The organism is Marivita sp., from assembly GCF_048006345.1.
GTDB lineage: Bacteria > Pseudomonadota > Alphaproteobacteria > Rhodobacterales > Rhodobacteraceae > Marivita.
Window position 1 is genome coordinate 1,852,470 of the sequence record NZ_CP180351.1, and the last position, 21,249, is coordinate 1,873,718.

A 21,249-nucleotide genomic window follows, 5' to 3' on the forward strand; every position below is an offset into this window, starting at 1 on the left:
GAACCTACTGAACTGTAACGGTGACAGGCATCCGTTTGATGCCATTGACGAAATTTGAACGAACGAAGGCGGCCTCGCCTGCTGGTTCGATATGTTTGATGCGCTTTGCCAATTCCTCGAAAAGCACCCGCACTTCGAGCCGCGCCAGATGCATTCCCAGACAGACATGAGGCCCGCCTTGACCCCAACCCAACTGGCGGTTGGGTTTCCGGGTCAGATCGAGGCGGTAGGGGTCGGTGAACATGTCCTCATCGCGATTGGCAGAGATGAACCAGTACAGCACCTTGTCGCCTTCGCGGATCTGGCGACCATGCACCTCGACATCGCGCATTGCGGTCCGGCGGAAATAGGTCGCGGGCGAGGCCCAGCGCACAATCTCATCCGGTGCCGTGTCCCAAACATCCCCGGTCTGGAGCTGCTGCAACAGGCCGTCCTGACAGGCCAGCGCCTGAATTCCGGCGGCGATGGAATAGCGCGTGGTGTCGTTGCCCGCGGCAACAAGCAGGCAAAAGAAGTTGCGGAACTCGGACTCGGTGATCGTCTCGCCGGTCTCGTCGGGTTGCAGCACAAGATGCAGAATGCCGCTGGTATCGCCAGCCGCGTTCTTTCGCTCCATCAACTCGCGCGCATAGTCATATAGTTCGGCCCCGGCGGGTGAATTGAACGGCATCAGGCGGTAGGCATCGGTTTCCAGCTTGTCGACGACATGATCCGTGAAATCCGGATCGGAATTGGCCATCAGCGCATCGCCCTTATCGACAAGCCATGGCAGATCTTCATCCGGCAGCCCAAGGATTTGCCCCAGCATCCGCATCGGAAGCTCGCGGGCAATTTCGCGCGTCGCATCAAAGGTGCCCATATCGCAGGCCCGGTCGAGGATCGGGCCACAAAGATCGCGGATCTGTGTTTCGAAGTCCGCCACGACACGCGGCGAGAACGCACGGGCGACCTTCATGCGCACCTTGCGATGATCGGCGCCATCCACCTCCTGAAAGGTGCGACGGGCAAGGTATTCTTCGTAGGTCTGGTCTTCCATGCGGATGCCGAGCCCCGAGGAAAAGGTGTCGGTGTCGCGGATCATCCGGTCGATGTCGGCGTGTCGCGTGATCGACCAGTAGCCTTTGCCGCCTTCAAAATCAGACCAATGGCACGGATCCTCGCGTCGCAGGCGGGCGAAGGTGTTGTAAGGTGCTCCGTTCGCAAAGCTGTCATGACTGCCCAGATCGGCGAACCCGTCATCCTCAGGAACCCAAATGGTCATAGAACCGTCTCCGTCTCTGTTGCTTTATACGGTTTTCGAAATGACGTGCCGTCCGGCCCGCGATGCGTGTGTTGAAGTGCTTCACGGCTTTCTTTTGTGGGGTCCGGCGGTCGGGTTTGCGCCAGTCACGCCAGACCTGCCACAGCGTGGAGCCGAGAATAATCAGGATCACGCAGAACAGGATAAAGGCGATCGGGCGGTCGATGAAATCAAGCGGCTCCCGGATACGCGCCAGCGAGGTGCGCAGTTTGACCTCCATGATCCCGCCGAGGACCATGCCAAGGATGATTGGAACGATGGGAAGGTTCAGCCGTTTCAACACAAACCCAAGCAACCCGAAGGCCCCGGCAATCAGGCAGTCCACGGCAGAGTTGCGGATCGAGAACACGCCGACAAAGCTGAGCAGCAGAACGCACATGCCAAGAAACCGGTTGGGGATACGTGTCAGATGCACCAGCCACCCGGTTGAGATCAGCAAGAACACCAGCACCAAAAGGTTCAGGATCAGCAACGCAATATATAGCGCCACGACAAAGGGCATGTCGTTCTGAAACAGCCCGGGCCCCGGTACGACATTGTGAACATAGAAGACCGACAGCATCATTGCCGTCAGCGCCTCACCGGGGATGCCAAGCGCCAGAAGCGGGATCATTGCGGCGGCAGGCACGGCGTTGTTGGCGCTTTCGGATGCAATCAGGCCTTCGGCCGATCCGTTGCCAAAGCTCTGCGGGGTCTTCGACAACTTCCTGGCGGAAGTGTAGGACATGAATTGCGCGGTGAATTCTCCCACGCCTGGGATCATGCCCATCAGAACGCCAAAGCCCGATGACACCGCAGCCACGCGCGGATGACGTGCCAGTTCGCGGAAGCCCTGCAAAAGCGACCCGCGCGAGCGCGGCAGGCGGATCTTCTCGTCGTCCATGGTCAGCAGCAGGAACGCTTGGGACAGCGCAAAGAGGCCCAGCACCACCACAATCAGGTCGACACCGCCTGCCAGCCAACTTTGCTCGAATGTGTAGCGGCGGGTATAGGCCGCGGGCTCCAGCCCTACGGTGGACAGAAATATACCAAAGCCTGACAGGGCGGCCGCGATCAGCATCTGTCCACGATGCGCCACGACCACGAGGATCATGCCAAGAAGCGCCGCAAGGAATATCTCGCGCGAGCCGAACATGGGCGCGATCTTGGCCAGCACGGGCGACAGGAAGATCAGGCAGATGACCGAAAACATGCCACCCACAAAGCTCGCTGAATAAGCAAGGGACAGTGCACGGCGGGCTTCGCCCCGCTGCGTCATCGGGTACCCGTCATAGGTTGTCAGGGCATTGACGGCCGTTCCGGGCGTGTTGATCAGGATCGCAGGGATCGCGCCGCCATACATGGACGATCCGTAAATCCCCAGCAGCAGCGTTAGCCCCACGATCGGGTCCATGGCAAATGTCGCGGGCAGCAGGATTGCGATTGCCACCGCAGGACCGACGCCTGGAATGGCGCCGATGGCCACGCCGCCAATGGACCCCGCCAGCAATGCAAGCGCAACATCCCAACGCCAGAGAACTTCAAGAGCTGCGGGGAGCATGTCCATCACAGATACACCATGAAGAACGTACGGACTGAAGCAGGCAGAAGTTCGTAGATTTGCCCACCCGGGATGTTGACACCCAGAAACCCTTTGAACGTCACGGTCACCGCAACGGCAAATATCGCGGCCAATGCCAGCGCGCCCCGGCTGCGGTAGCCAAGTCGCCATGTCAGGGCGCAGGCAAACACCAAACTCATCGGCAGGAACCCAAGACGCGGCACCGCTAAGACGAAGAGGATGAACCAACCGTAATATTCGAGCGGCTCAACCCAACGTTTCGCCTCGATCCAATCCGAGCGATCCGGCTTGCGCCTGCGCATCAACCACCAATGCGCACCGAAACCGGCCACCATTAGCACAAGAGCGACGGCAGGCCAAAAGCGGGGCTGAGCGGCAATGGTTCTGGCGGTATCACTCCATTGCGTCTGTGTCCCGATTTGAGACAGCAACAGCAGCGATCCCGCGAAGGCGGCGATCACGAAGATGACCTGGCCAGAGAGGCGCGTTTTGACGTCGAAAAGGTCGGATTTGCTCATGAGAAAAGAGCCCTGTGAAAAGGGAAACATCGCTTAGGCGTTGAAAAGGGACGCGGTGCGTCCCCTCCCCTTTCTGGATCAGTTGCCGAGCGCTTTGGAAATCGTGCCAAGTGTGGCGCGGTCCGCCTGGATCACAGCGGCGCTTTCCTCGGCATTCAACCAATAGACCTGCGCTCCGGTTTCCGCGGCCAGTGCCTGCGCGCGGTCGCTCATGACGGTACGCTCTGCGACAGCGGCAATGGCCTCACGTGCTTCGGCCGGGGTGTCCTTCGTGACGAAAAGCCCGTTCCAAAGCGAGATGTTCAGGCTTTCATCCACTTCGCCGATGGCAGGCGTGTCGGGAACCAGGGAAATGCGATCACCGGTGATCGAAACCAGAACCTTCACATCATCGATGCACGGCAGGATCAGTTGCAGCGTCGTGTTGATCACATCCGCGTCGCCAGAGGCCAGCGTGTTGCAATCAAGCGCATCAAAGGGCGCATCCCCGCCCCATTCGAAACCCATGTTCGCGGCCAGTGCCTTGGTCACCTGTGTCGGCGTCAAAACGTCCCCGAAATGGCCAAGGAACACATCATTCGAGGCGGCATAGGCAGCCAATTCTTCCATGGACGAATACGGTGCATCACCCGCGGTTGCGATGACAAAAGGATAAGTGAGGAAGATCCCGATCGGATCAAACTTTTCCGGCGTCAGCTCGGGAATGTCGATCTCGTGCCCGATCAGCGAAACGGCGGGAACAAAAGAACCGATCGTATATCCATCGGCTGGAGCTGTCGCCACTTCAACAGCGCCGGGGAACGGTCCGCCACCGCCGCCGGGACGGTTCACGACTGCGGCTGGAACCCCGTATTCCTGCTGGAAATCTTCCGCGATCATGCGCGTCAGAATATCTTCAAGGTCGCCGGGAGGCCACGGAACGATGAAGGTGACAGGTTTTTCCGGATAGTCGGCCATGGCCGTTCCAGCCAATCCGATAGCGAGGGCGGTCAATGCGACCGAAGCAAATTTGGACATGAGAGCTCCCTGTAGCTTTCCGTGGTTCATTATTTGAACCATCGATATCAATAATATTGACAGAGGCTCGGATTCTGTCAAACTTTTTTCGTTCCGGGTGCTTTCGCAGTCGGGCGACGCTCGCAAACCGGAGGGTTCCGTGGATCGCAACGCCATAGAAGAATTGAGAAAAGTGGATGTGCCCCCAGCGCTCCACCTGATCGACGGGGTCCGGGTTGCCGCGTCAGATGGCGGTGAAATGCCGGTGGTTTCGCCCATCGACGGCAGCGTGCTGACCACGATGGCACGGGGCACGGCACAGGATGCTGCGCAAGCGATCACAGCCGCCCGCCAAGCGTTCGACGATGGTCGCTGGTCGGGAATGGCTCCGTCTGCCCGCAAGGTGATCTTGTTGAAATGGGCAGATTTGATCGATGCGCATGCGCTCGAACTTGCGGTCCTGGGCGTCCGCGACAATGGCACCGAGATCAGCATGGCGCTGAAAGCCGAACCCAAAAGCGCCGCTGGAACGATCCGGTATTATGCCGAAGCTCTCGACAAGATATACGGTGAGATTGCGCCGACGGCCCGCGGAACGCTTGGCCTTGTCCACAAGACGCCTGTCGGTGTTGTCGGTGCCATCGTCCCGTGGAACTTCCCCCTGATGATCGGTGCATGGAAAATCGGGCCCGCACTGGCCGCAGGCTGCACCGTTGTCCTGAAGCCCGCCGAGACCGCGTCGCTGAGTTTTTTGCGTCTGGCAGAGGTTGGCTTGCAGGCTGGGCTGCCCAAGGGCGTCTTGAACGTGGTCTGTGGCGAAGGGGCGATTGTGGGCGCTGCCATTGCCGAAAGCCCGGACGTGGATGTGCTCGTCTTCACCGGTTCAGGCGCGACGGGGCGACGGCTTTTGCAGGCCTCGGCGCGATCCAACCTCAAGCGGGTCTACCTGGAACTGGGCGGCAAATCCCCCAACATCATTTTCGCCGATGCCCCCGATCTGGATGAGGCGGTTGCGGTCTCGGCATCGGGCATTTTCCGCAATTCTGGACAGGTCTGCATCGCCGGATCGCGCCTTTTGGTCGAGCGCAGCATCCATGATGCCTTGGTCGCCAAGTTGAAATCCATGGCAGAAGCGATGGTGGTCGGCGATCCGCTTGATCCCGCCACACAGGCCGGAGCTGTCAACTCGGACCAGCAGTTGGCCCGAAACCTCGCCTTTATCGACGAGGCCCGGGCAGCCGGGCGCGACATCGTTTGCGGCGGCACCCGTATTCTGACCGATACCGGAGGCTATTACATGGCCCCAACCATCGTTGCAGGTGTGGCGCAATCTGACCGCATCGTTCAGGACGAGGTTTTTGGCCCTGTCGTCACCGTTCAGGCCTTCGACACAGAAGACGAGGCCATCGCTCTGGCGAACGGCACGGAATTAGGTCTTGCCGCAGGGCTCTGGACGTCGAACCTGTCGCGGGCGCACCGCATGATCGCGCGTCTCCGCGCCGGAGTTGTCCATGTGAACACCTATGGCGGATCAGACATGACCGTGCCGCTTGGCGGCGTCGGTCAATCGGGCAATGGGCACGACAAGTCACTGCATGCGTTTGACAAATTCTTCGATCTCAAGACGGCATGGATCAAACTTTAGGAGAGTCCCATGAGCGACAAGACAATTCTGCTGGTGGGGACCTATGACACCAAAGAGGATGAGCTCACCTATATCGCCAACACGATCTGGGCGCAGGGCGGGCGTGTCCTGTCGATGGATGTCAGCGTGCTGGGCGACCCAAGCCAACCTGCAGATATCTCGAAACATGACGTGGCCGCAGCCGGAGGGCATTCCATTCAGAACGCCATCGACAGCGGGGATGAGAACACGGCCATGCAAATCATGGCCACGGGCGGAGCAATCCTGGCGGCCAAGGCACATTCGGAAGGCCGGATTGATGGTGTGCTTGTTCTGGGCGGCACCATGGGCACCGATGCCGCGCTGGATATCTGCTCGGCGCTGCCGCTTGGTGTACCCAAATACATCGTCTCGACCGTATCGTTCTCGCCGTTGATCCCGCCGGAACGCCTACCCGCAGATATCCAGATGATCCTCTGGGCAGGCGGGCTCTATGGGCTGAATTCGATCTGCAAATCCTCGCTCAGCCAAGCCGCCGGTGCGGTGCTTGGCGCCGCCCGCGCGGTCGAAGCGCCACCGCGCGACAAGCCGCTTATTGGCATGACGTCATTCGGCAAAACGGTCCTTCGATACATGGTAGCTCTCAAGCCGGAACTGGAAAAACGCGGGTTCGAGGTGGCGGTTTTCCATGCCACTGGCATGGGCGGCCGTGCGTTTGAAAGCCTTGCAGCAGAAGGGCGCTTTGCCGCCGTTCTGGATTTCGCCCCGCAAGAGGTCGGCAACCACCTCATGGGATCCGGCATCTCGGCTGGTGCCGACCGGATGACAGCTGCAGGGCTGTCCGGCACGCCCCAGATGGTCTCGATCGGCTGTTATGATCTGGTGGATTTCGTGGGCTGGCAAGAGGTACCCGGAAAACTGGTCGGCCAAGAGTTGCACGCCCACAACCGGCTCCTGTCCTCTGTGATGATGACCGCCGAACAACGCCGCGCCATGGCTCGCGAGATGTGCCGCAAGCTGGGCACGGCCACTGGCCCGACAACGTTCCTGCTGCCAACGCAAGGTGGAAATGAATGGGACCGCCCCGGTGGGCCGCTCTGTGATCCTGATGGACTTGCCGCTTTCGTGGATGAAGTTCGGGCGCAGTGTCCTGATAACGTGCGGCTGGTCGAAATCGACGCGCATATCAATGACGTGGCCTTCACGGAGACAGTCCTTGAGACCTTTGATCAGTGGATCGCCGACGGCGTTGTAAAATGACATGACCCGAATGATCTGCTTGGCTATCGATCAGCCCGCAGATGCTCACTTAGCGGGCTAATTTCAGACATCCTTCGGCACGCCACAAGCCAACGCAAAGCGCATCTTTTGCGGGACTGTTGTCATGCGTTGAAATGGCTTTCGCAGATGCGGAGCATGAAGAGTTTGCGCTGCACTCAGTGCGTCGGAATTGATGAGACTGGTGTGGCCGTGAAAAGCCTTCAGTCAAATCGACAGATTTTGCTTTACGCTGCTGTCCGCGCAAAGCATTTTTCACGTATGAAAAAGACGTCCTCACGCTCCTTTATCTCTCGTGTCCGCGCCAGCATGGGTGAACTGCACCCCACTGAACGCCGGCTTGCCGAAACCGTTTTGAACTTTCCGGGCGATATGGCGGGCTATACGGCATCCGAAGTCGCCAAATTGGCGGGGGTATCGAACGCGACGGTATCGCGCTTTGTCCGCAAGATCGGATATGCCTCGTATGACGAAGCGCGGCGCGACGTGCGCGACGCCGGGCAAACTGGTGCAGCGCTCTTGCGGTTGGGAGCGTCCGGCGCGGATGGCAAGCACTCGATCGGCACACATCTTGAGCAATCTCGCAGGAACCTGGAAAAAACCTACGAGGAGTTGGACAACGGCGCGGTCACCGAAATCGTCAAAGCCATGCACGCTGCGCCCAGAGTTTGGCTTGCGGGATATCGCGCCGGATACCCGATGGCGAGCTATCTGGCATGGCAAATCGGTCAGGTGCTGCCTTCGGTTGGAGTGATCCCGAAACCCGGTGAGACCTTGGCCGAAACTGCCGCAAGCTTTTCGGAAAAGGACGTGCTTGTTCTGCTTGGATTGCGCCGCAGCTCGAAAGCGGCGCAGACCGTTGCCGAAGCCGCACTGAACGCGAAGATGCACATTGCAGTGATTGGCGACGTGGCCGAGCTGCTTGCCCTCCCGGTGCGGTGGCGGTTTGCCTGTTCGACTGTTTCAACGGGCCCACTCTTGAACCACACCGGCGTGATTGCCTTGTGCAACCTGATTGCGACGCGGACGCTCGAACTTTCGGGGCCCGATGGGCGAAAGAGGATGGAAGCGATCGAAGAGCTTCATGATCGAATCGGCGAACTCTGATCACCCTTCGGGCTGATGCCTTGTCAGCCATCTGCAAATCATTGGCGCGTGAGTGGGGCCAGACTGCCCATTCCTTGTGCATCGCGGGAAATACGCCTCCGAAACAGCATGAAAAATCTTGTTCTCGAAAATAACTTTGTGAAATTCTATTTTCACAGATTTCACCTCGATGTATCCCGTTCGATAGGAGAACCGCCCCATGACCCGGAATTTCTTGCTCGCCAGCGTCGCTGCCATTTTACCCGCCGCTGCCTCGGCCGAAGCTGTACTACAGATCAACTCTTCACTGCCCGAAGGGTCGTTCGCCCATGTGTTCCTGCAGGAATACGAAACCCGTGTTGAAGCCGCCGCACCGGGCGAAATTGACGTGCAAATCTTCATGTCCAACACCTTGGGCAAGGAAGAGGATGTTCTGCAGGGGCTGTCCCTTGGCACGCACCATGCGTCTTTGTCGGCCTCGGCCGTATCTCAGATCAACTCCCGTACGGCGATCTTCGATCTGCCCTACCTGTTCGAAGACCGCGCCGCAGTGCAGGCCTTCGCCGCCAGCCCGGCGGGCGAAATGCTGGCCGACGGGTTTGACGGCACCGGCATGGTTTTGGCCGCTATGTGGGACAACGGCTTCCGCCAGATCACCAACAAGGTGCGCCCGATCGTTGTGCCGGCCGACCTCGAAGGCCTCAAAATCCGCACGCCCACGAGCAAGCAGCGGGTCGAGATGTTCAACACTTTGGGGGCCAACGCCACGCCCCTGTCCTTCGGCGAGGTCTATTCGGCGCTCGACCAGGGCACCATCGACGGTCAGGAAAATCCAGCCAACGTCGTCGACACAGCCAAGCTTTACGAGGTGCAGGGCTACATGTCCCTGTCGAACCACGTCTACCTGCCCACTTTCCTTGTGTTCGGCGAGCCGTTCCTCGCCAGCCTTGATCCGGCCCTCAAAGAGACCGTCATGAGTGTGGCGCAGGACGTGGCCCCCTGGACGTTTGAATGGGGTGAGAACACCGACAAGGAAACCATTGCGGCACTGGCTGACAAGATGGAGATCAACGAGATCGATTTTGCCGCCTTCCAGGCCGCATCCGCCCCGCTTTATGCCAGCCCGACCTTTGTGGACGTGATCGGCGAAGACATGATCGCAGCAACCAAAGCCGCGCTCGGAATCGAGTGAGGCGCAACGATGGATCGCTTGGCGCACCTGATCGACGTTCTTGACCGCTGGACAACAGCCGTACTGGACGCGCTTGTGGTCGCCATGGCGGGCCTTCTTCTGATCCTCTTGAACTGGGCGGTCTTCGCCCGGTTCGTTCTGAACGACAGTGTGTCCTGGGGCGAGGAGCTTCCGGCACACATCCTTGCCGCGTTGACCTTCATTGGTGCGGCCTATCTGACCCGCACCAATGAGCATCTGGGCTTTGACGCCGTGCTCCGGGTCATGTCTCCCACCCTCAAGCGCATCATCACCGGCATGAACCTTATACTGATGGGCGGTTTCGGCACGTTGATGGCCTGGTACGGCGGCATTGCGGCCCTGAGCTTTGGATCACGGACACTGATTTCGGTCGAGCTTCCCTTGATCTTGTTCCGGGGCACGATGGCCGTGGGCGGCGCGCTTATCCTGATCTTCTGCGCCGTCCGGCTGGTCGGCATCGCAACCGGGCGCGTGTCGCCCGATGACCTTCTTCCCGAAAGCGACGCATGATGTTCCTTGATCCCGGTTGGATGATCCTGATCCTGCTTGTCGTGCTGCTGATCGCAGGTTTGCCGATTGCCTTCGTGCTGGGGGTGACAGCCGCGACGATGATCCTACTCGATCCGGCTGTGGTGCCGCAGATCATCGGCCTTATCCCCTTTGGCGGGGCCAACAACTACCTTCTGGTGGCTGCTTTGCTGTTCATGATCGCAGGCGAGATTATGAACCAGGGTAAGATCGCGGAAAAGCTGATCGCCTTCGCATCGTCGCTTGTGGGGCATATCCGGGGCGGATTGGCTCATGTCAACATTCTGACATCGCTCTTCTTTTCCGAGATTTCGGGCACTGCCACATCCGACGCCGCCGCCATCGGATCAGTGATGATCCCGCAGATGCGCAAGCGCGGCTATCCGGCCGCCTTTGCCGCCGCCGTCACATCGACATCAGCCACGATGGCGATCATCGTGCCCCCGTCGCTGAACCTGATCCTATACGCCTATGTCGCGAACGCCTCGATTGCCGAGCTGTTCGCGGCGGGCATTCTGCCGGGCTTCATGGTCTGCGCGCTGTTGATGGCCACGGCATATATCATCTCGGTCAAGCGCGGTTATCCGACTGAAGGTGAGTTCTCGCTCAAGCGGGTTGCCGAAACCGGCAAGGATGCCGCAATCCCGCTGACCCTGCCGATCCTCATCCTCGTCGGCATCCTCGGCGGAATTTTCACCGCGACCGAGGCCGGAGCCATCGCCGCTTTCTGGTCAATCGTACTGGCCGCACTGGTCTACCGTACGGTCAAGCTGGGTACATTGATCGACACGTTGCGAGTGGCGGGCAAGCGGTCGGCAATGCTGATGTTCATCGTCGCCACCTCGACCCTGCTCGGTTGGTACCTGACCAACCAGCGCATTCCGCAGGACATCGCGCAGGCAATCCTTGGCATTTCGGAAAATTACTGGGTGGTCCTGCTGGCGATCAACGTTTTCTTCCTGCTGGCAGGAACGATCATCCACGGCACCCCCGCCATCCTGATGCTTGTGCCTATCTTCCTGCCGCTGGCGGATCAACTTGGCATCGACCGGGTCCATTTCGGCCTCATCCTCACGATCAATCTTGGGATCGGACAACAGACCCCGCCGGTGGCATCGGTCGTGCTGATCACATGTGCGATTGCCAAGATCTCGATTGCCAAGATCATTCCGTCGATGCTGGCGTTCATCGGTGCGATGTTGATCGCGTTGATCCTCGTCAATCTGTTCCCGGCGATTTCGCTCTGGCTGCCATCGGTGCTGATCTGATGCGGTTGCTCGTCATCAATCCGAACACGTCGCAGGGCATCACCGACCGCATCGGGCAAGCCGCGCAGAGCGCGGCGCAACCGGGGGACCGCATAACCACCCTGTCGGCCGCGTTTGGCCCCGAACTTATCGTCACGCCCGAGGATGGGATGGAGGCTGCTCGCGGGGTGGTCGAGACGATCCGAAGCCAGCCAGTTCTGCCGGATGCGATCATTCTGGCCTCGTTTGGTGACACAGGCGCGGAGGACGTTCGCGCCCTCTGGCCCGACATTCCCGTCATTGGCATTGCCGAAGCCGCGTTTGAAAGCGCGCGCCAGATGGGCGGGCCTTTTGCCATCGTAACATTTGCCCCAGAAGTCGCGCCACCGCTCCGGGACAAGGCAATCGAGCATGGTGTTGGCGATCAATTGATCCGTGTCGCGGCGCACCCCGAAGCTCTGCAAGGCGATCCGGCAGACGTGGCCGAGGCTCTTTTTGCGGAACTTCTCACCCTTTGCCAAACTTGCAAGAACGATGGCGCAAAGGCGATTGTCATGGGTGGTGGCCCGCTGGCCGGGCTTGCTGCGCGGATCGGGCCGTTGTGCGATGTGCCTGTGATCGACGGTACAGTTGAGGCGGTTCACCAAATCCGCGCCCGGATCAACAGCCACGCCCCCCTGTCAAAGACAGGCGCCGCGCGAACATGAGTGTTCGCATCGTCACAGCGCGTTGGATCGTCACCGGCACAGCTGAAGATGGCGAGATTCAGATGATGGACGATGCCGCAATCGCCCATGAAGGCGGTGTGATCCGCGCCGTGGGTCCAAAATCGGAGATCGTCGCAACCTACCCTGACGCGCAAGTGGACAGTTATTCTCACCATCTGATCATGCCCGGCCTGATCAACGCGCATCACCATTTGGGGCTGACGCCACTCCAACTGGGTGCGCCGGACTCCCCTCTGGAGCTGTGGTTCGCGGCGCGACTCGCCATCCGCAAGGTCGATCCCTATCTCGACACGCTCTATTCCGCGTTCGAGATGATCTCGTCCGGAGTGACGACGGTGCAGCACATCCAGGGCTGGGCCATGGGTGGGCTGGAGGGAGTCATCGGTTCGGCCAGTCGAGTGCTGGATGCCTATGACGCCATCGGGATGCGCGTGTCCTACTGCTACGGCGTGCGCGAACAGAACCGCTTTGTCTACGAAGACGATGCCGCCTTCTGTGCGCGTCTGCCTTCCGAAACCGGCAAAGCCATGGCCGCGCATCTGCAACGGCTAACCATGCCGTTCGAGGGTTTCCTGACGCTGTTCGACCATTTGACCGAAACCAAAACCTCCCGCCGCGCGCGGGTACAGCTCGCACCGGCCAACCTGCATTGGATGACCGATGACGGGCTCTTGGCGCTGCAGGAGAAATCGGTGTCGGCCAATGTGCCCATGCATATTCACCTGCTCGAAACAGCCTACCAAAAAGAATACGCCTACCGGCGCACCGGTACGACCGCCGTGCGCCATCTGGAAAAGCTGGGATTGCTGGGTCCGCATATGACCATCGGCCATGGCGTCTGGATGACCGAAGATGACATCGAGATCTGCGCCGGAACCGGCACCTGCATCTGTCACAACTGCTCGTCGAACCTGCGGCTGCGGTCCGGTGCCTTGCCGCTGATGGACCTGATCAAGCGCGGAATGACCGTTGGCATGGGGATCGACGAAGCCGGGATCAACGATGATCGCGACATGCTGCAGGAACTGCGCATGGTGCTGAACGTGCACCGAATTCCCGGCATCGACCCGGCAGATGTGCCCTCGGCTGGCGATGTTCTACGCATGGCGACCGAACATGGCGCGCGCACCACGGCCTTTGGCACCGAGATCGGACGGCTGCAGCCGGGACGGCGGATGGATGCGGTAATCATGGATTACGACAAAGCCACCTTCCCTTACCAGGATCCGGACATCGCGCCGATGGTCGCGCTCATCCACAGGGCCAAATCCAAGGACGTGGACACGGTGATCATCGAAGGAGACGTGGTCTACCAAGACGGGCGGTTCACTCGGATCGACCGGGATGCCATCCTTGCCCGGATCGCTGACGCGCTTTCCAAGCCGCGTGATGCGGATGAGCTGAACCGCCATGCCTTGCGCGAGGCGGTCTTCCCGACGGTCAGGGCGTTCTACGACGACTACCTTCAGAACACGGCTGATCGCAGCCCGTTCTACAAAGCGTCGTCCCGCCGGTAGACGCGCACCCTGCGTCAAAGTGACGGCGATTGACGTTTCTCCACGATGGCGGCATGACCGGGCTCACTCTTGTTCAACCAAAAGTGTAGCCACGGTCCAGCATGCAAAACCTTTCGGAAACCTCCAAGGCGGCGGCGGAGCGTGTCGCCTCGATCCTCCGGGATCGGATCGTCAAAGGTGAACTTGCCCCCCTGGATCGTTTGGTCGAACGCCGCCTGTCTGCAGAATTGGACGTGTCGCGCACGCCTGTCCGCGAGGCCCTGAAACTGCTTGAAGCCGACGGGCTGATCGAAATCACGTTGCATCGGGGTGCCTTGGTGTCGGTCTTCGGGCCTGACGAGGCCGTCCACCTGTTCGATGTGATTTCAAGCCTTGAAAGCCTTGCCGCCGAACGACTTGCGGAAAATATCGCACCTGACAGCCTGCAAGAGCTTGAAGACTTGCATGGCACCATGCTCGAACAATTCCGCGGCGATCGGATCAGCGATTATTTCGATACGAATACGATCATCCACGATTTTATTGTGACCGGATGCGGAAACCCGATTGTGATCGAGACCCATCGCCGTCTGATCGCACGGGCGCGGCGCGGGCGATTCATGGCGATCATGAACCGGGAACGGCTGGAACAGGCGGTCGGTGAACACGAGACCTTGATGCAGGCATTTCGGTCCCGCGACCCCTTGGCAGCTGCCGAAATCTGGAAGACTCACCTTTTGCACACAGGTGAAACACTGGCCGAGGTTTTGGGCCGTCAGGGCGACCAGAACGCACGCTGATTCCATCCAGCACAATTATTCCCCCCACCCTGCTCATTCGCCCAAACATGAGGCAAAGCCGTGTTTTGCCCTGCGACTTTCCTATAAAAATATGACTCCCCCAAAATGGCATGCCATTTTTTTCAAGAATGAAAACATCCTGATGGGGGATTTAAAGATGAAGACAAGAACCAAGGGCGACCTATCCCGCCGGTCTATCCTGAAAGGCTCGGCCTATGCCGCGCTCGGGACACTGGCGACACCGGCACTGCTGCGGGCGCAAAGCTCTGAGATCGTGATTGGTTGCGCCGGATCACACACTGCATGGATGGAAGAGATCGTCATCCCGCACATGAAGTCGACCATCGGCGCGGACATTCTGTTCGAGGGCACCAAATCCTCGGTGAACCTCGAAAAGATGGCGTCGAACAAGGACGCGCCTTACCTGTCGGTGGTCCAGATGGACGATCCGGTGATGATCCAGGCGGTCGAGGCAGACCTTCTGACGCCAATCACCGCCGACGCGGTGCCGAACATGACCGACCTGCGCCCTGACGCGGTGCATATTGACGGCATGTGGTGCAACTACGTCCAGCCATGGGCGGGCGTCGCCTACAACACCGAATTCGCACCGGACGGCGTGCCATCCTGGACGACACTCTGGTCGCCCGAGGCCAAGGGTCAGGTGATCATTCCATCGCTCCAGAACACCGAAGGCATGTGGACACTGTTCATCGCAGCGATGCTTGGTTCGGGCAAACCCTTCTCGGAAGCGCAGTATGAAATCGACGCGGCGTTCACCAAGCTGGAAGAGCTGAAACCGAACCTGTTGTCGGTCTACACTACCATGAGTCAGGCCTTCAATCTGCTCGAACAGGGCGAAATCACGATGCTGGCGGGCAATTTCTCGTCCTATGCCCTGCCCCGCAAAAACGAAGGTGTGCCGGTCGACCTCGCCGCGCCGTCCGAAGGAATTTTTGCAATGCCGTCAGGCATTTGCCTTGTCAAAGGCGGGCCAAATCCGGAACTCGCACAGGCCTATGTCAACGAAATGCTTGGCCCTGACATGCAATCCGCCATTGCCGATTTCGCGTCCTCCGTCCCGGCCAACACCACCGTGACCGCAGGCGCGATCATCCCCGAAGGCGTGCCGATCTATTCGCCCGACTGGGCCTTCGTCGCCGCGAACCGCCGCGAGTGGATCGAACGTTTCGACAAGCTGATGGCCCTCTGATCCATGCAGAGCTCCGCAGGGACGGAGCCGGACAAACGCGCCTATCTCGACGTTGTCGGCGTCGGAAAGGCGTTCAAGGGAACCAGCGTAATGTCCGATATGGACTTCCGCGTGGAGAGAGGAGAACTCGTTTCTCTTCTCGGCCCGTCCGGCTGCGGCAAGACCACATTGCTCCGCATCATCGCAGGTCTGACCTCGGCTGATGCGGGCGACATCCTTCTCGATGGGCGTGCGATCACGCGGGTACCTGCGCATCGGCGCAACATCTCGGTGGTGTTTCAAAGCTACGCGCTCTTCCCGCACCTTACCGTCGCGGAAAACGTGGCCTTTGGACTGCGGGCACGCAGCGTTGCCAAAGGGGACATCGCCCCCAAGGTGGACGAAGCACTGCAACTGGTCCGCATGCGCGACTTTGCAGACCGTCCCGTGGCGGCCTTGTCGGGTGGTCAGCAACAACGCGTGGCGGTCGCACGTGCACTGGTGGTCGACCCGGTCTTGTTGCTGCTAGATGAACCGTTCTCGGCGCTCGACCGAAAGCTGCGCGAAACCATGCAGGTCGAGCTGAAATCGCTGCTGCGTGATCGGGACATGACGGCGATTTTCGTGACCCACGATCAGGAAGAGGCGATGGGCGTCTCAGACCGCATCGCGGTGATGAACGCGGGCAAAATCGAACAATTCGCAACCCCGTCCGAGCTTTATGCCCGGCCGAAATCGGCATTTGTCATGGACTTTGTCGGCCTATCCACGCGCCTGCGCGGACAGATTCAAAAGACCGATGGTCGCGTCATGCAGATCGGCACGGCCAACGGGATTGTCTTTGCAAATGGGGCCTATGGCGTCGGAACCAAGGTGACTGTTGGCGTCCGTCCCGAACTGATCACCCCGGGAGACGGTGAGAACACAATCAGCGTCACACTGGCAGATGCCATGGTGCTGGGCGCGAAAACCCAACTGCACGGCGTCAGTGACTCCGAGGATCGGCTGCTTTGCGAAGTGCCGGGCATTCAGACGACCCTGACGCGCGGGCAAGACATCGCTTTTGGCTGGTCGGTCAAGGACACGCTGGTCTACGAGGCGACGGTCTGATGCGCCGTCTGGAGAATATCGGCCTTTTGGCCCTGCCGGGTCTGACCTTTCTTGCGGTGATCTTTGCCCTGCCGCTCTTCATGCTGCTGCTCAAGTCGTTCCAGATCGACGGGCAGTTCTCGCTCGAGGAATACCGCCTGTTCTTCAGCGATGAATACAACATGTCCGTGCTCTGGCGGACGCTGCGGGTCGCGGCACTGACGACGATCCTTGCTCTGCTCATCGCCTACCCCACCGCCATCGCCATGTCGCGTGCCAATGGGATCTGGTTGTCAATCTTCCTTGTTGCCATGGTCTTGCCGATGTCCGTTGGCGTTGTGGTCAAGGCCTTTGCGTGGTCGATCATCTTCCGGACGCGCGGAGTTCTCAATGACATGCTGATGTCGCTCGGGGTGATCGACGCGCCGATCCGCATGCTGTTCACCGAAACCGCACTGATCATCGGGGCGGCCAACGTTTTCCTGCCCTTCATGGTGCTGCCGATTTACGCCGTCCTGCGCCAGATGGACAGCCGCCTGCCCGAAGCGGCGGCCTCTCTGGGCGCGACACCTGTCTTCCGGTTCTTCAACGTGACCCTGCCGCTCAGCCTGCCGGGTGTGGTGGCGGGATGCGCCTTTGTCTTCTCACTCGCCGTGTCGATGTACGTCATCCCGTCGCTGATCGTCGGCGAACGCCAGCAAACCCTGTCGATGCTGACCGCGCGCTCCTTCCTCTACCTGCGGAATGAAGCGTTGGGAGCCACGATCTCGTCCATCCTGCTTATCATCGCGATCTCTGTCGTGCTGGGGTCAAGCTGGCTGGCCAATCGTCTGGGGGCGCGGCAATGACCGGGACGGACCGTCTGTTTCTTGTGCTGAGCTGGACGATTGGCCTCTGCTGCGTGGTGTTCCTGATGCTGCCCATCGTGATCACCGTCGCGGCGTCTTTCACCTCATCGTCGGTCTACACTTTGCCGCCCCCCGAATGGTCGCTGCGCTGGTATCGGTCGCTGCAGGAACGATCCGGATTGTGGGAAGCGGTGAGTTTGTCGCTCAACCTTGCGTTGGTTTCGACAGCAATATCGTTGGTGTTGGGCACGCTGGCGGCTGTTGCGGTCGCACGTGGCCAGTTCCGGGGACGTGAGGCAATCGCCACGTTCACCGTATCCCCGCTCATGATGCCGGGATTGGTGGTTGGTGTGGCGCTGCTACAGTTTTTCCGGGAAATCGGGCTGCGCGATGCCTATTGGTCGCTGTTACTGGGCCATATCGTGATCACCCTGCCCTTCGTGATGCGCACCTTGCTGGCGTCGATGTCGGCCTTCGATTTCTCGCTGGTAGACGCCGCGCGAACGCTGGGTCTGTCCTACCCCAAGGCCATTCTCAAGGTGCTGGTGCCCAATCTGGCCCCCGCCTACCTGACCGGCGGCCTGTTCGCCTTTCTGGCGTCGATGGACAATTACCCAATCTCCATTTTCCTGACGGACGCCCGCAACAAAACGCTGCCGATCAAGATGCTCCAATACCTTGAGGAACAGCCAGACCCTTCGCTTGCGGCCATGTCCTCGGGCCTGATCCTGATGGCCGTCATCGCCTTGGTGGTCGGCGCACGGACCGTAGGCCTCAACCGGATGATCCAGGGATGAGGCGCGATCTGAAGGGATATTTCGGCGCAGAACCCGCGCCGTGCTGGCCGGATGACGCAAGGCTGGCCGTGTCCTTTGTCGTGAATGTCGAGGAAGGCGCGGAGTTGTCGATCGGTGACGGGGACGAGCGCAACGAAGCGCGCTACGAAGCCGTTGAAGAGGTCAAAGGCGCGCCGGACCCGTGTATGGAAAGCCATTTCGGCTACGGTCCGCGTCAGGGCTACAAGCGGATCGCTGACGCGTTCGACCATCACAGCGTCAAGGCCACCTTCTCAACCTGCGGACGCGCCGCGGAACGCACACCCTGGCTGATTCAGGACGCGGTGGCGCGCGGTCATGAGGTGTCCTGCCACGGCTGGCGCTGGGAAACCCATGCGGGCTGGGACGCCGATAAAGAACGCGCGGTGATTGCCAAAACCCACGCCACCCTGACCGAGATTGCTGGCGTCGCGCCGGTTGGCTGGCACACCCGCTCGGCCACCTCGCCGCACACCCGTGCGCTGCTGATGGAACATGGCGGCTTTACCTATGACAGCAACGCCTATGACGACGACATCCCCTATATTGAGGGTAGCCATGTCGTGCTGCCTTATGCGTTTGACACCAATGACATGCGGTTCTCGCCAGGTGGCGGGTTCGTTCAGGCGCGGGACTTTTCCGACTACGTGATCGCCGGGTTTGACCGGCTGTATGCCGAGGGCGCAAACGCCGCGCGGATGATGTCCATCGGTTTGCATCTGCGGATCATCGGTCGTCCGGCGCGCATCGGCGGGTTGGAGACAGTTTTGTCCCATATCGCCGGCACGCCCGGCGTTTGGATCGCGCCACGTCGTGACATTGCCCGCCATTGGGCCGCCCAGCATGGAGAGATGACATGAGCGCGCTTGACCTGACCGCCCGCGATCTGGCCGCTGCGGTCCACCGCGGTGACATCTCGCCAGCGGCGATCGTCGCGGAAACGCTGGCCCGCGCAGCAGAGCGCAATCCCGCGATCAACGCCATCTGCCACATGAACCCCGATTTCGAAGCCGAGGCCGACCGCGTGACGCAGCGCCTTTCAGCCGGGGAAAACCTGCCGCTGGCCGGAGTGCCTGTGCTGATCAAGGACAATATCTGGGTCAAAGGCTTGCGGGTATCGCAGGGATCGCGGCTTTTTGCAGATCACATTGCGCCCGAGGATGCTGAATCCGTGCGCCGTCTGCGCAACGCCGGAGCGATGATCCTGGGCATTGCAACCTGTTCGGAGTTTGGTTGCAAGGGCGCCACCAACTCGCCGCATCACGGCATCACACGCAATCCAGCGGACCTGACACTGGGTCCGGGTGGATCGTCCGGCGGTTCGGTCGCGGCGGTGGCTGCGGGGATCGTACCGCTTGCCCTTGGCACCGATGCAGGCGGGTCAAGCCGCCGCCCCCCGGCCCACACAGGTCTGTGCGGGATGAAACCGACCTATGATCTCATCCCTTACGGCCCGAGCTTTCCGGAACCGGTTTGGGGCATATCGGTGATCTGCCCCATCGCCCGCGATATGGGGGATATTGCACTCGCGATGGAGGTCATGGCTGGCGTTCACGCAACCGCACCAGACACGCTCAGCATCGCGGCAAGTCCAGATTTCGGCACGGGACAGGCGGTCGAACCGGATGTCGCCCGGAACTTTTCTGAGGCGATGCAGGCGATTGGCCAAGCAGGCATAACGGTTCAGTCGGCAGAGATCGCCTGGGGCGGCATCAAGGGGCACGACATCCTTCCGCTTCAATTCGCGGGCCTTGCGAATGCCTATGGCCACGTGTGGCGCGACACGCCCGACATCTTCGATCCGATGATCGCCAAACAGATCGAAACCGGGCTTTCACTGACTGGCGTCGATGTCGCCGCTGCGCATCAAACCTCTTACAGAATGCGCTCGGTTCTGCGTGCGGCGCTGGACCGTTACGGGATCATCGCGACCCCAACCACGCCCTGCCCGGCATGGCCTGCTGAATTGTCCGCCCCTGAAACCATCGCAGGTCAACCTGCTGGCCCCCGCGACCATGCCGCCTTCACCCCGCAGGTGAACCACGCCGAAGTGCCAGCTCTGTCCCTGCCCTGCGGCGTCGATGGAAACGGATTGCCGCTGGGCCTTCAATTGATCGCGCCTGCTGGGCAAGACGGCGCATTGATCGGCGCGGCGCAACTTCTGGAATCTCTGCTGAAGGACACCGCCTGATGCGTCTGCTCATGATCAACCCCAACATGACCGAAGCGATGACCGGACCAATGGCGCGCGTGGCGCAAGACCTTGCGGGTGAAGCTGCCGAGATCGTCGCGCTGACCGCAGCGCAGGGCTTTCCTTATATCTCATCGCGCGCCGAAGCTCAGATTGCCGGAGCGCATGTCCTTGAAATGATTGCGGATCATCATGACAGCGTTGACGCCGTCATTGTTGCGGCCTTTGGCGACCCTGGTCTGGTCGCTGCCCGCGAATTGTTCAACCTTCCCGTCGTCGGTATGGCCGAGGCGGCGATCATGACCGCCGCGATGCTGGGTGACCGCTTTTCGGTGGTCACGTTCTCTCCGCATATGGCGCGGTGGTACACGGATTGCGTCCGTCAGACCGGTTTGGAGGCGCGCTTTACAGGTGTGAGATGCCCTAAGATCGCGCCTGCCTCGGTCGACAATGTGGCAACCGAGTTGCGATCCGACCTGATCGAACTGGTCGGCCAAGCCACATCCGCAGACGGAGCAGATGTTGTGATCCTAGGAGGTGCGCCCTTGGCAGGACTGGCCAAGGACATCGCAAACGAGGTCGATGGGTTACTGATCGATCCCATCGCTGCCGCCACAGCGCAGGCGATGAGCCTCGTGCGCCTTGCCCCGGCCTATGGCCAGCGTGTCGCACGACCGGCGGCAAAGCCGTCCAAAGGCCTGTCACCCGCCCTTGCCAGCATCATCGCAGGAGAATGACC

The 21,249-nt window shown here is 60.3% G+C and carries 20 protein-coding genes; 16 read left to right on the top strand and 4 right to left on the bottom strand.

Annotated features, from left to right (window positions below; genetic code table 11):
* Positions 1 to 4: 4 nt before the first annotated feature.
* From ACMVPR_RS09215 to ACMVPR_RS09230, 4 genes are all read right to left on the bottom strand, one after another.
* On the bottom strand, positions 5 to 1,261 hold the full coding sequence (locus ACMVPR_RS09215) for a cytochrome P450 (protein WP_416882617.1): 1,257 nt from the start codon (positions 1,259 to 1,261) through the stop codon (positions 5 to 7).
* On the bottom strand, positions 1,242 to 2,846 hold the full coding sequence (locus ACMVPR_RS09220; protein WP_416882618.1) for a tripartite tricarboxylate transporter permease: 1,605 nt from the start codon (positions 2,844 to 2,846) through the stop codon (positions 1,242 to 1,244). Before ACMVPR_RS09220 ends, ACMVPR_RS09215 begins: the two co-directional genes overlap by 20 nt.
* Positions 2,846 to 3,379, bottom strand: a complete 534-nt coding sequence (locus ACMVPR_RS09225; protein WP_416882619.1) for a tripartite tricarboxylate transporter TctB family protein — start codon at positions 3,377 to 3,379, stop codon at positions 2,846 to 2,848. The genes ACMVPR_RS09220 and ACMVPR_RS09225 overlap by 1 nt, the downstream gene beginning before the upstream one ends.
* Before the next feature lie 78 nt (positions 3,380 to 3,457).
* Positions 3,458 to 4,396, bottom strand: a complete 939-nt coding sequence (locus ACMVPR_RS09230) for a tripartite tricarboxylate transporter substrate-binding protein (protein WP_416882620.1) — start codon at positions 4,394 to 4,396, stop codon at positions 3,458 to 3,460.
* Between the two features lie 139 nt (positions 4,397 to 4,535).
* Here ACMVPR_RS09230 and ACMVPR_RS09235 point away from each other — a divergent pair, with 139 nt between their 5' ends.
* From ACMVPR_RS09235 to ACMVPR_RS09310, 16 genes are all read left to right on the top strand, one after another.
* Positions 4,536 to 6,020: an aldehyde dehydrogenase family protein gene (locus tag ACMVPR_RS09235; protein ID WP_416882621.1), complete on the top strand. Its 1,485-nt coding sequence runs from the start codon at positions 4,536 to 4,538 to the stop codon at positions 6,018 to 6,020.
* A 9-nt stretch (positions 6,021 to 6,029) separates the two neighbouring features.
* The gene (locus ACMVPR_RS09240) at positions 6,030 to 7,259 is read left to right on the top strand and encodes a Tm-1-like ATP-binding domain-containing protein (protein WP_416882622.1); all 1,230 of its coding nucleotides are present in this window, start codon (positions 6,030 to 6,032) and stop codon (positions 7,257 to 7,259) included.
* A 279-nt stretch (positions 7,260 to 7,538) separates the two neighbouring features.
* Positions 7,539 to 8,384: a MurR/RpiR family transcriptional regulator gene (locus ACMVPR_RS09245; protein ID WP_416882623.1), complete on the top strand. Its 846-nt coding sequence runs from the start codon at positions 7,539 to 7,541 to the stop codon at positions 8,382 to 8,384.
* Positions 8,385 to 8,583: 199 nt separating this feature from the next.
* Positions 8,584 to 9,555 (top strand): TRAP transporter substrate-binding protein, encoded by a 972-nt coding sequence (locus ACMVPR_RS09250; protein ID WP_416882624.1) that lies wholly within the window; start codon positions 8,584 to 8,586, stop codon positions 9,553 to 9,555.
* Positions 9,556 to 9,564: 9 nt separating this feature from the next.
* On the top strand, positions 9,565 to 10,086 hold the full coding sequence (locus tag ACMVPR_RS09255; RefSeq protein ID WP_300582716.1) for a TRAP transporter small permease: 522 nt from the start codon (positions 9,565 to 9,567) through the stop codon (positions 10,084 to 10,086).
* Positions 10,083 to 11,372 (top strand): TRAP transporter large permease, encoded by a 1,290-nt coding sequence (locus tag ACMVPR_RS09260; protein WP_416882625.1) that lies wholly within the window; start codon positions 10,083 to 10,085, stop codon positions 11,370 to 11,372. Before ACMVPR_RS09255 ends, ACMVPR_RS09260 begins: the two co-directional genes overlap by 4 nt.
* Positions 11,372 to 12,058, top strand: coding sequence for an aspartate/glutamate racemase family protein (locus tag ACMVPR_RS09265; RefSeq protein WP_416882626.1), 687 nt, complete (start codon positions 11,372 to 11,374; stop codon positions 12,056 to 12,058). Before ACMVPR_RS09260 ends, ACMVPR_RS09265 begins: the two co-directional genes overlap by 1 nt.
* Positions 12,055 to 13,596, top strand: a complete 1,542-nt coding sequence (locus tag ACMVPR_RS09270) for an amidohydrolase family protein (protein WP_416882627.1) — start codon at positions 12,055 to 12,057, stop codon at positions 13,594 to 13,596. The genes ACMVPR_RS09265 and ACMVPR_RS09270 overlap by 4 nt, the downstream gene beginning before the upstream one ends.
* Positions 13,597 to 13,697: 101 nt before the next feature.
* Entirely contained in the window at positions 13,698 to 14,375 is a 678-nt protein-coding gene (locus ACMVPR_RS09275) for a GntR family transcriptional regulator (RefSeq protein ID WP_300582725.1), read from the top strand.
* Positions 14,376 to 14,532: 157 nt separating this feature from the next.
* Entirely contained in the window at positions 14,533 to 15,588 is a 1,056-nt protein-coding gene (locus ACMVPR_RS09280) for an extracellular solute-binding protein (protein WP_416882628.1), read from the top strand.
* Positions 15,589 to 15,591: 3 nt separating this feature from the next.
* Positions 15,592 to 16,677 (top strand): ABC transporter ATP-binding protein, encoded by a 1,086-nt coding sequence (locus ACMVPR_RS09285; protein ID WP_416882629.1) that lies wholly within the window; start codon positions 15,592 to 15,594, stop codon positions 16,675 to 16,677.
* The gene (locus ACMVPR_RS09290) at positions 16,677 to 17,504 is read left to right on the top strand and encodes an ABC transporter permease (RefSeq protein ID WP_300582733.1); all 828 of its coding nucleotides are present in this window, start codon (positions 16,677 to 16,679) and stop codon (positions 17,502 to 17,504) included. The genes ACMVPR_RS09285 and ACMVPR_RS09290 overlap by 1 nt, the downstream gene beginning before the upstream one ends.
* Positions 17,501 to 18,301: an ABC transporter permease gene (locus ACMVPR_RS09295; RefSeq protein WP_416882630.1), complete on the top strand. Its 801-nt coding sequence runs from the start codon at positions 17,501 to 17,503 to the stop codon at positions 18,299 to 18,301. The genes ACMVPR_RS09290 and ACMVPR_RS09295 overlap by 4 nt, the downstream gene beginning before the upstream one ends.
* Entirely contained in the window at positions 18,298 to 19,179 is an 882-nt protein-coding gene (locus ACMVPR_RS09300) for a polysaccharide deacetylase family protein (RefSeq protein WP_416882631.1), read from the top strand. The genes ACMVPR_RS09295 and ACMVPR_RS09300 overlap by 4 nt, the downstream gene beginning before the upstream one ends.
* A complete protein-coding gene (locus ACMVPR_RS09305; RefSeq protein WP_416882632.1) occupies positions 19,176 to 20,510 on the top strand; it encodes an amidase in 1,335 nt (444 codons plus the stop codon). Before ACMVPR_RS09300 ends, ACMVPR_RS09305 begins: the two co-directional genes overlap by 4 nt.
* Positions 20,510 to 21,247, top strand: a complete 738-nt coding sequence (locus ACMVPR_RS09310; RefSeq protein WP_292271141.1) for an aspartate/glutamate racemase family protein — start codon at positions 20,510 to 20,512, stop codon at positions 21,245 to 21,247. Before ACMVPR_RS09305 ends, ACMVPR_RS09310 begins: the two co-directional genes overlap by 1 nt.
* Positions 21,248 to 21,249: the final 2 nt, after the last annotated feature.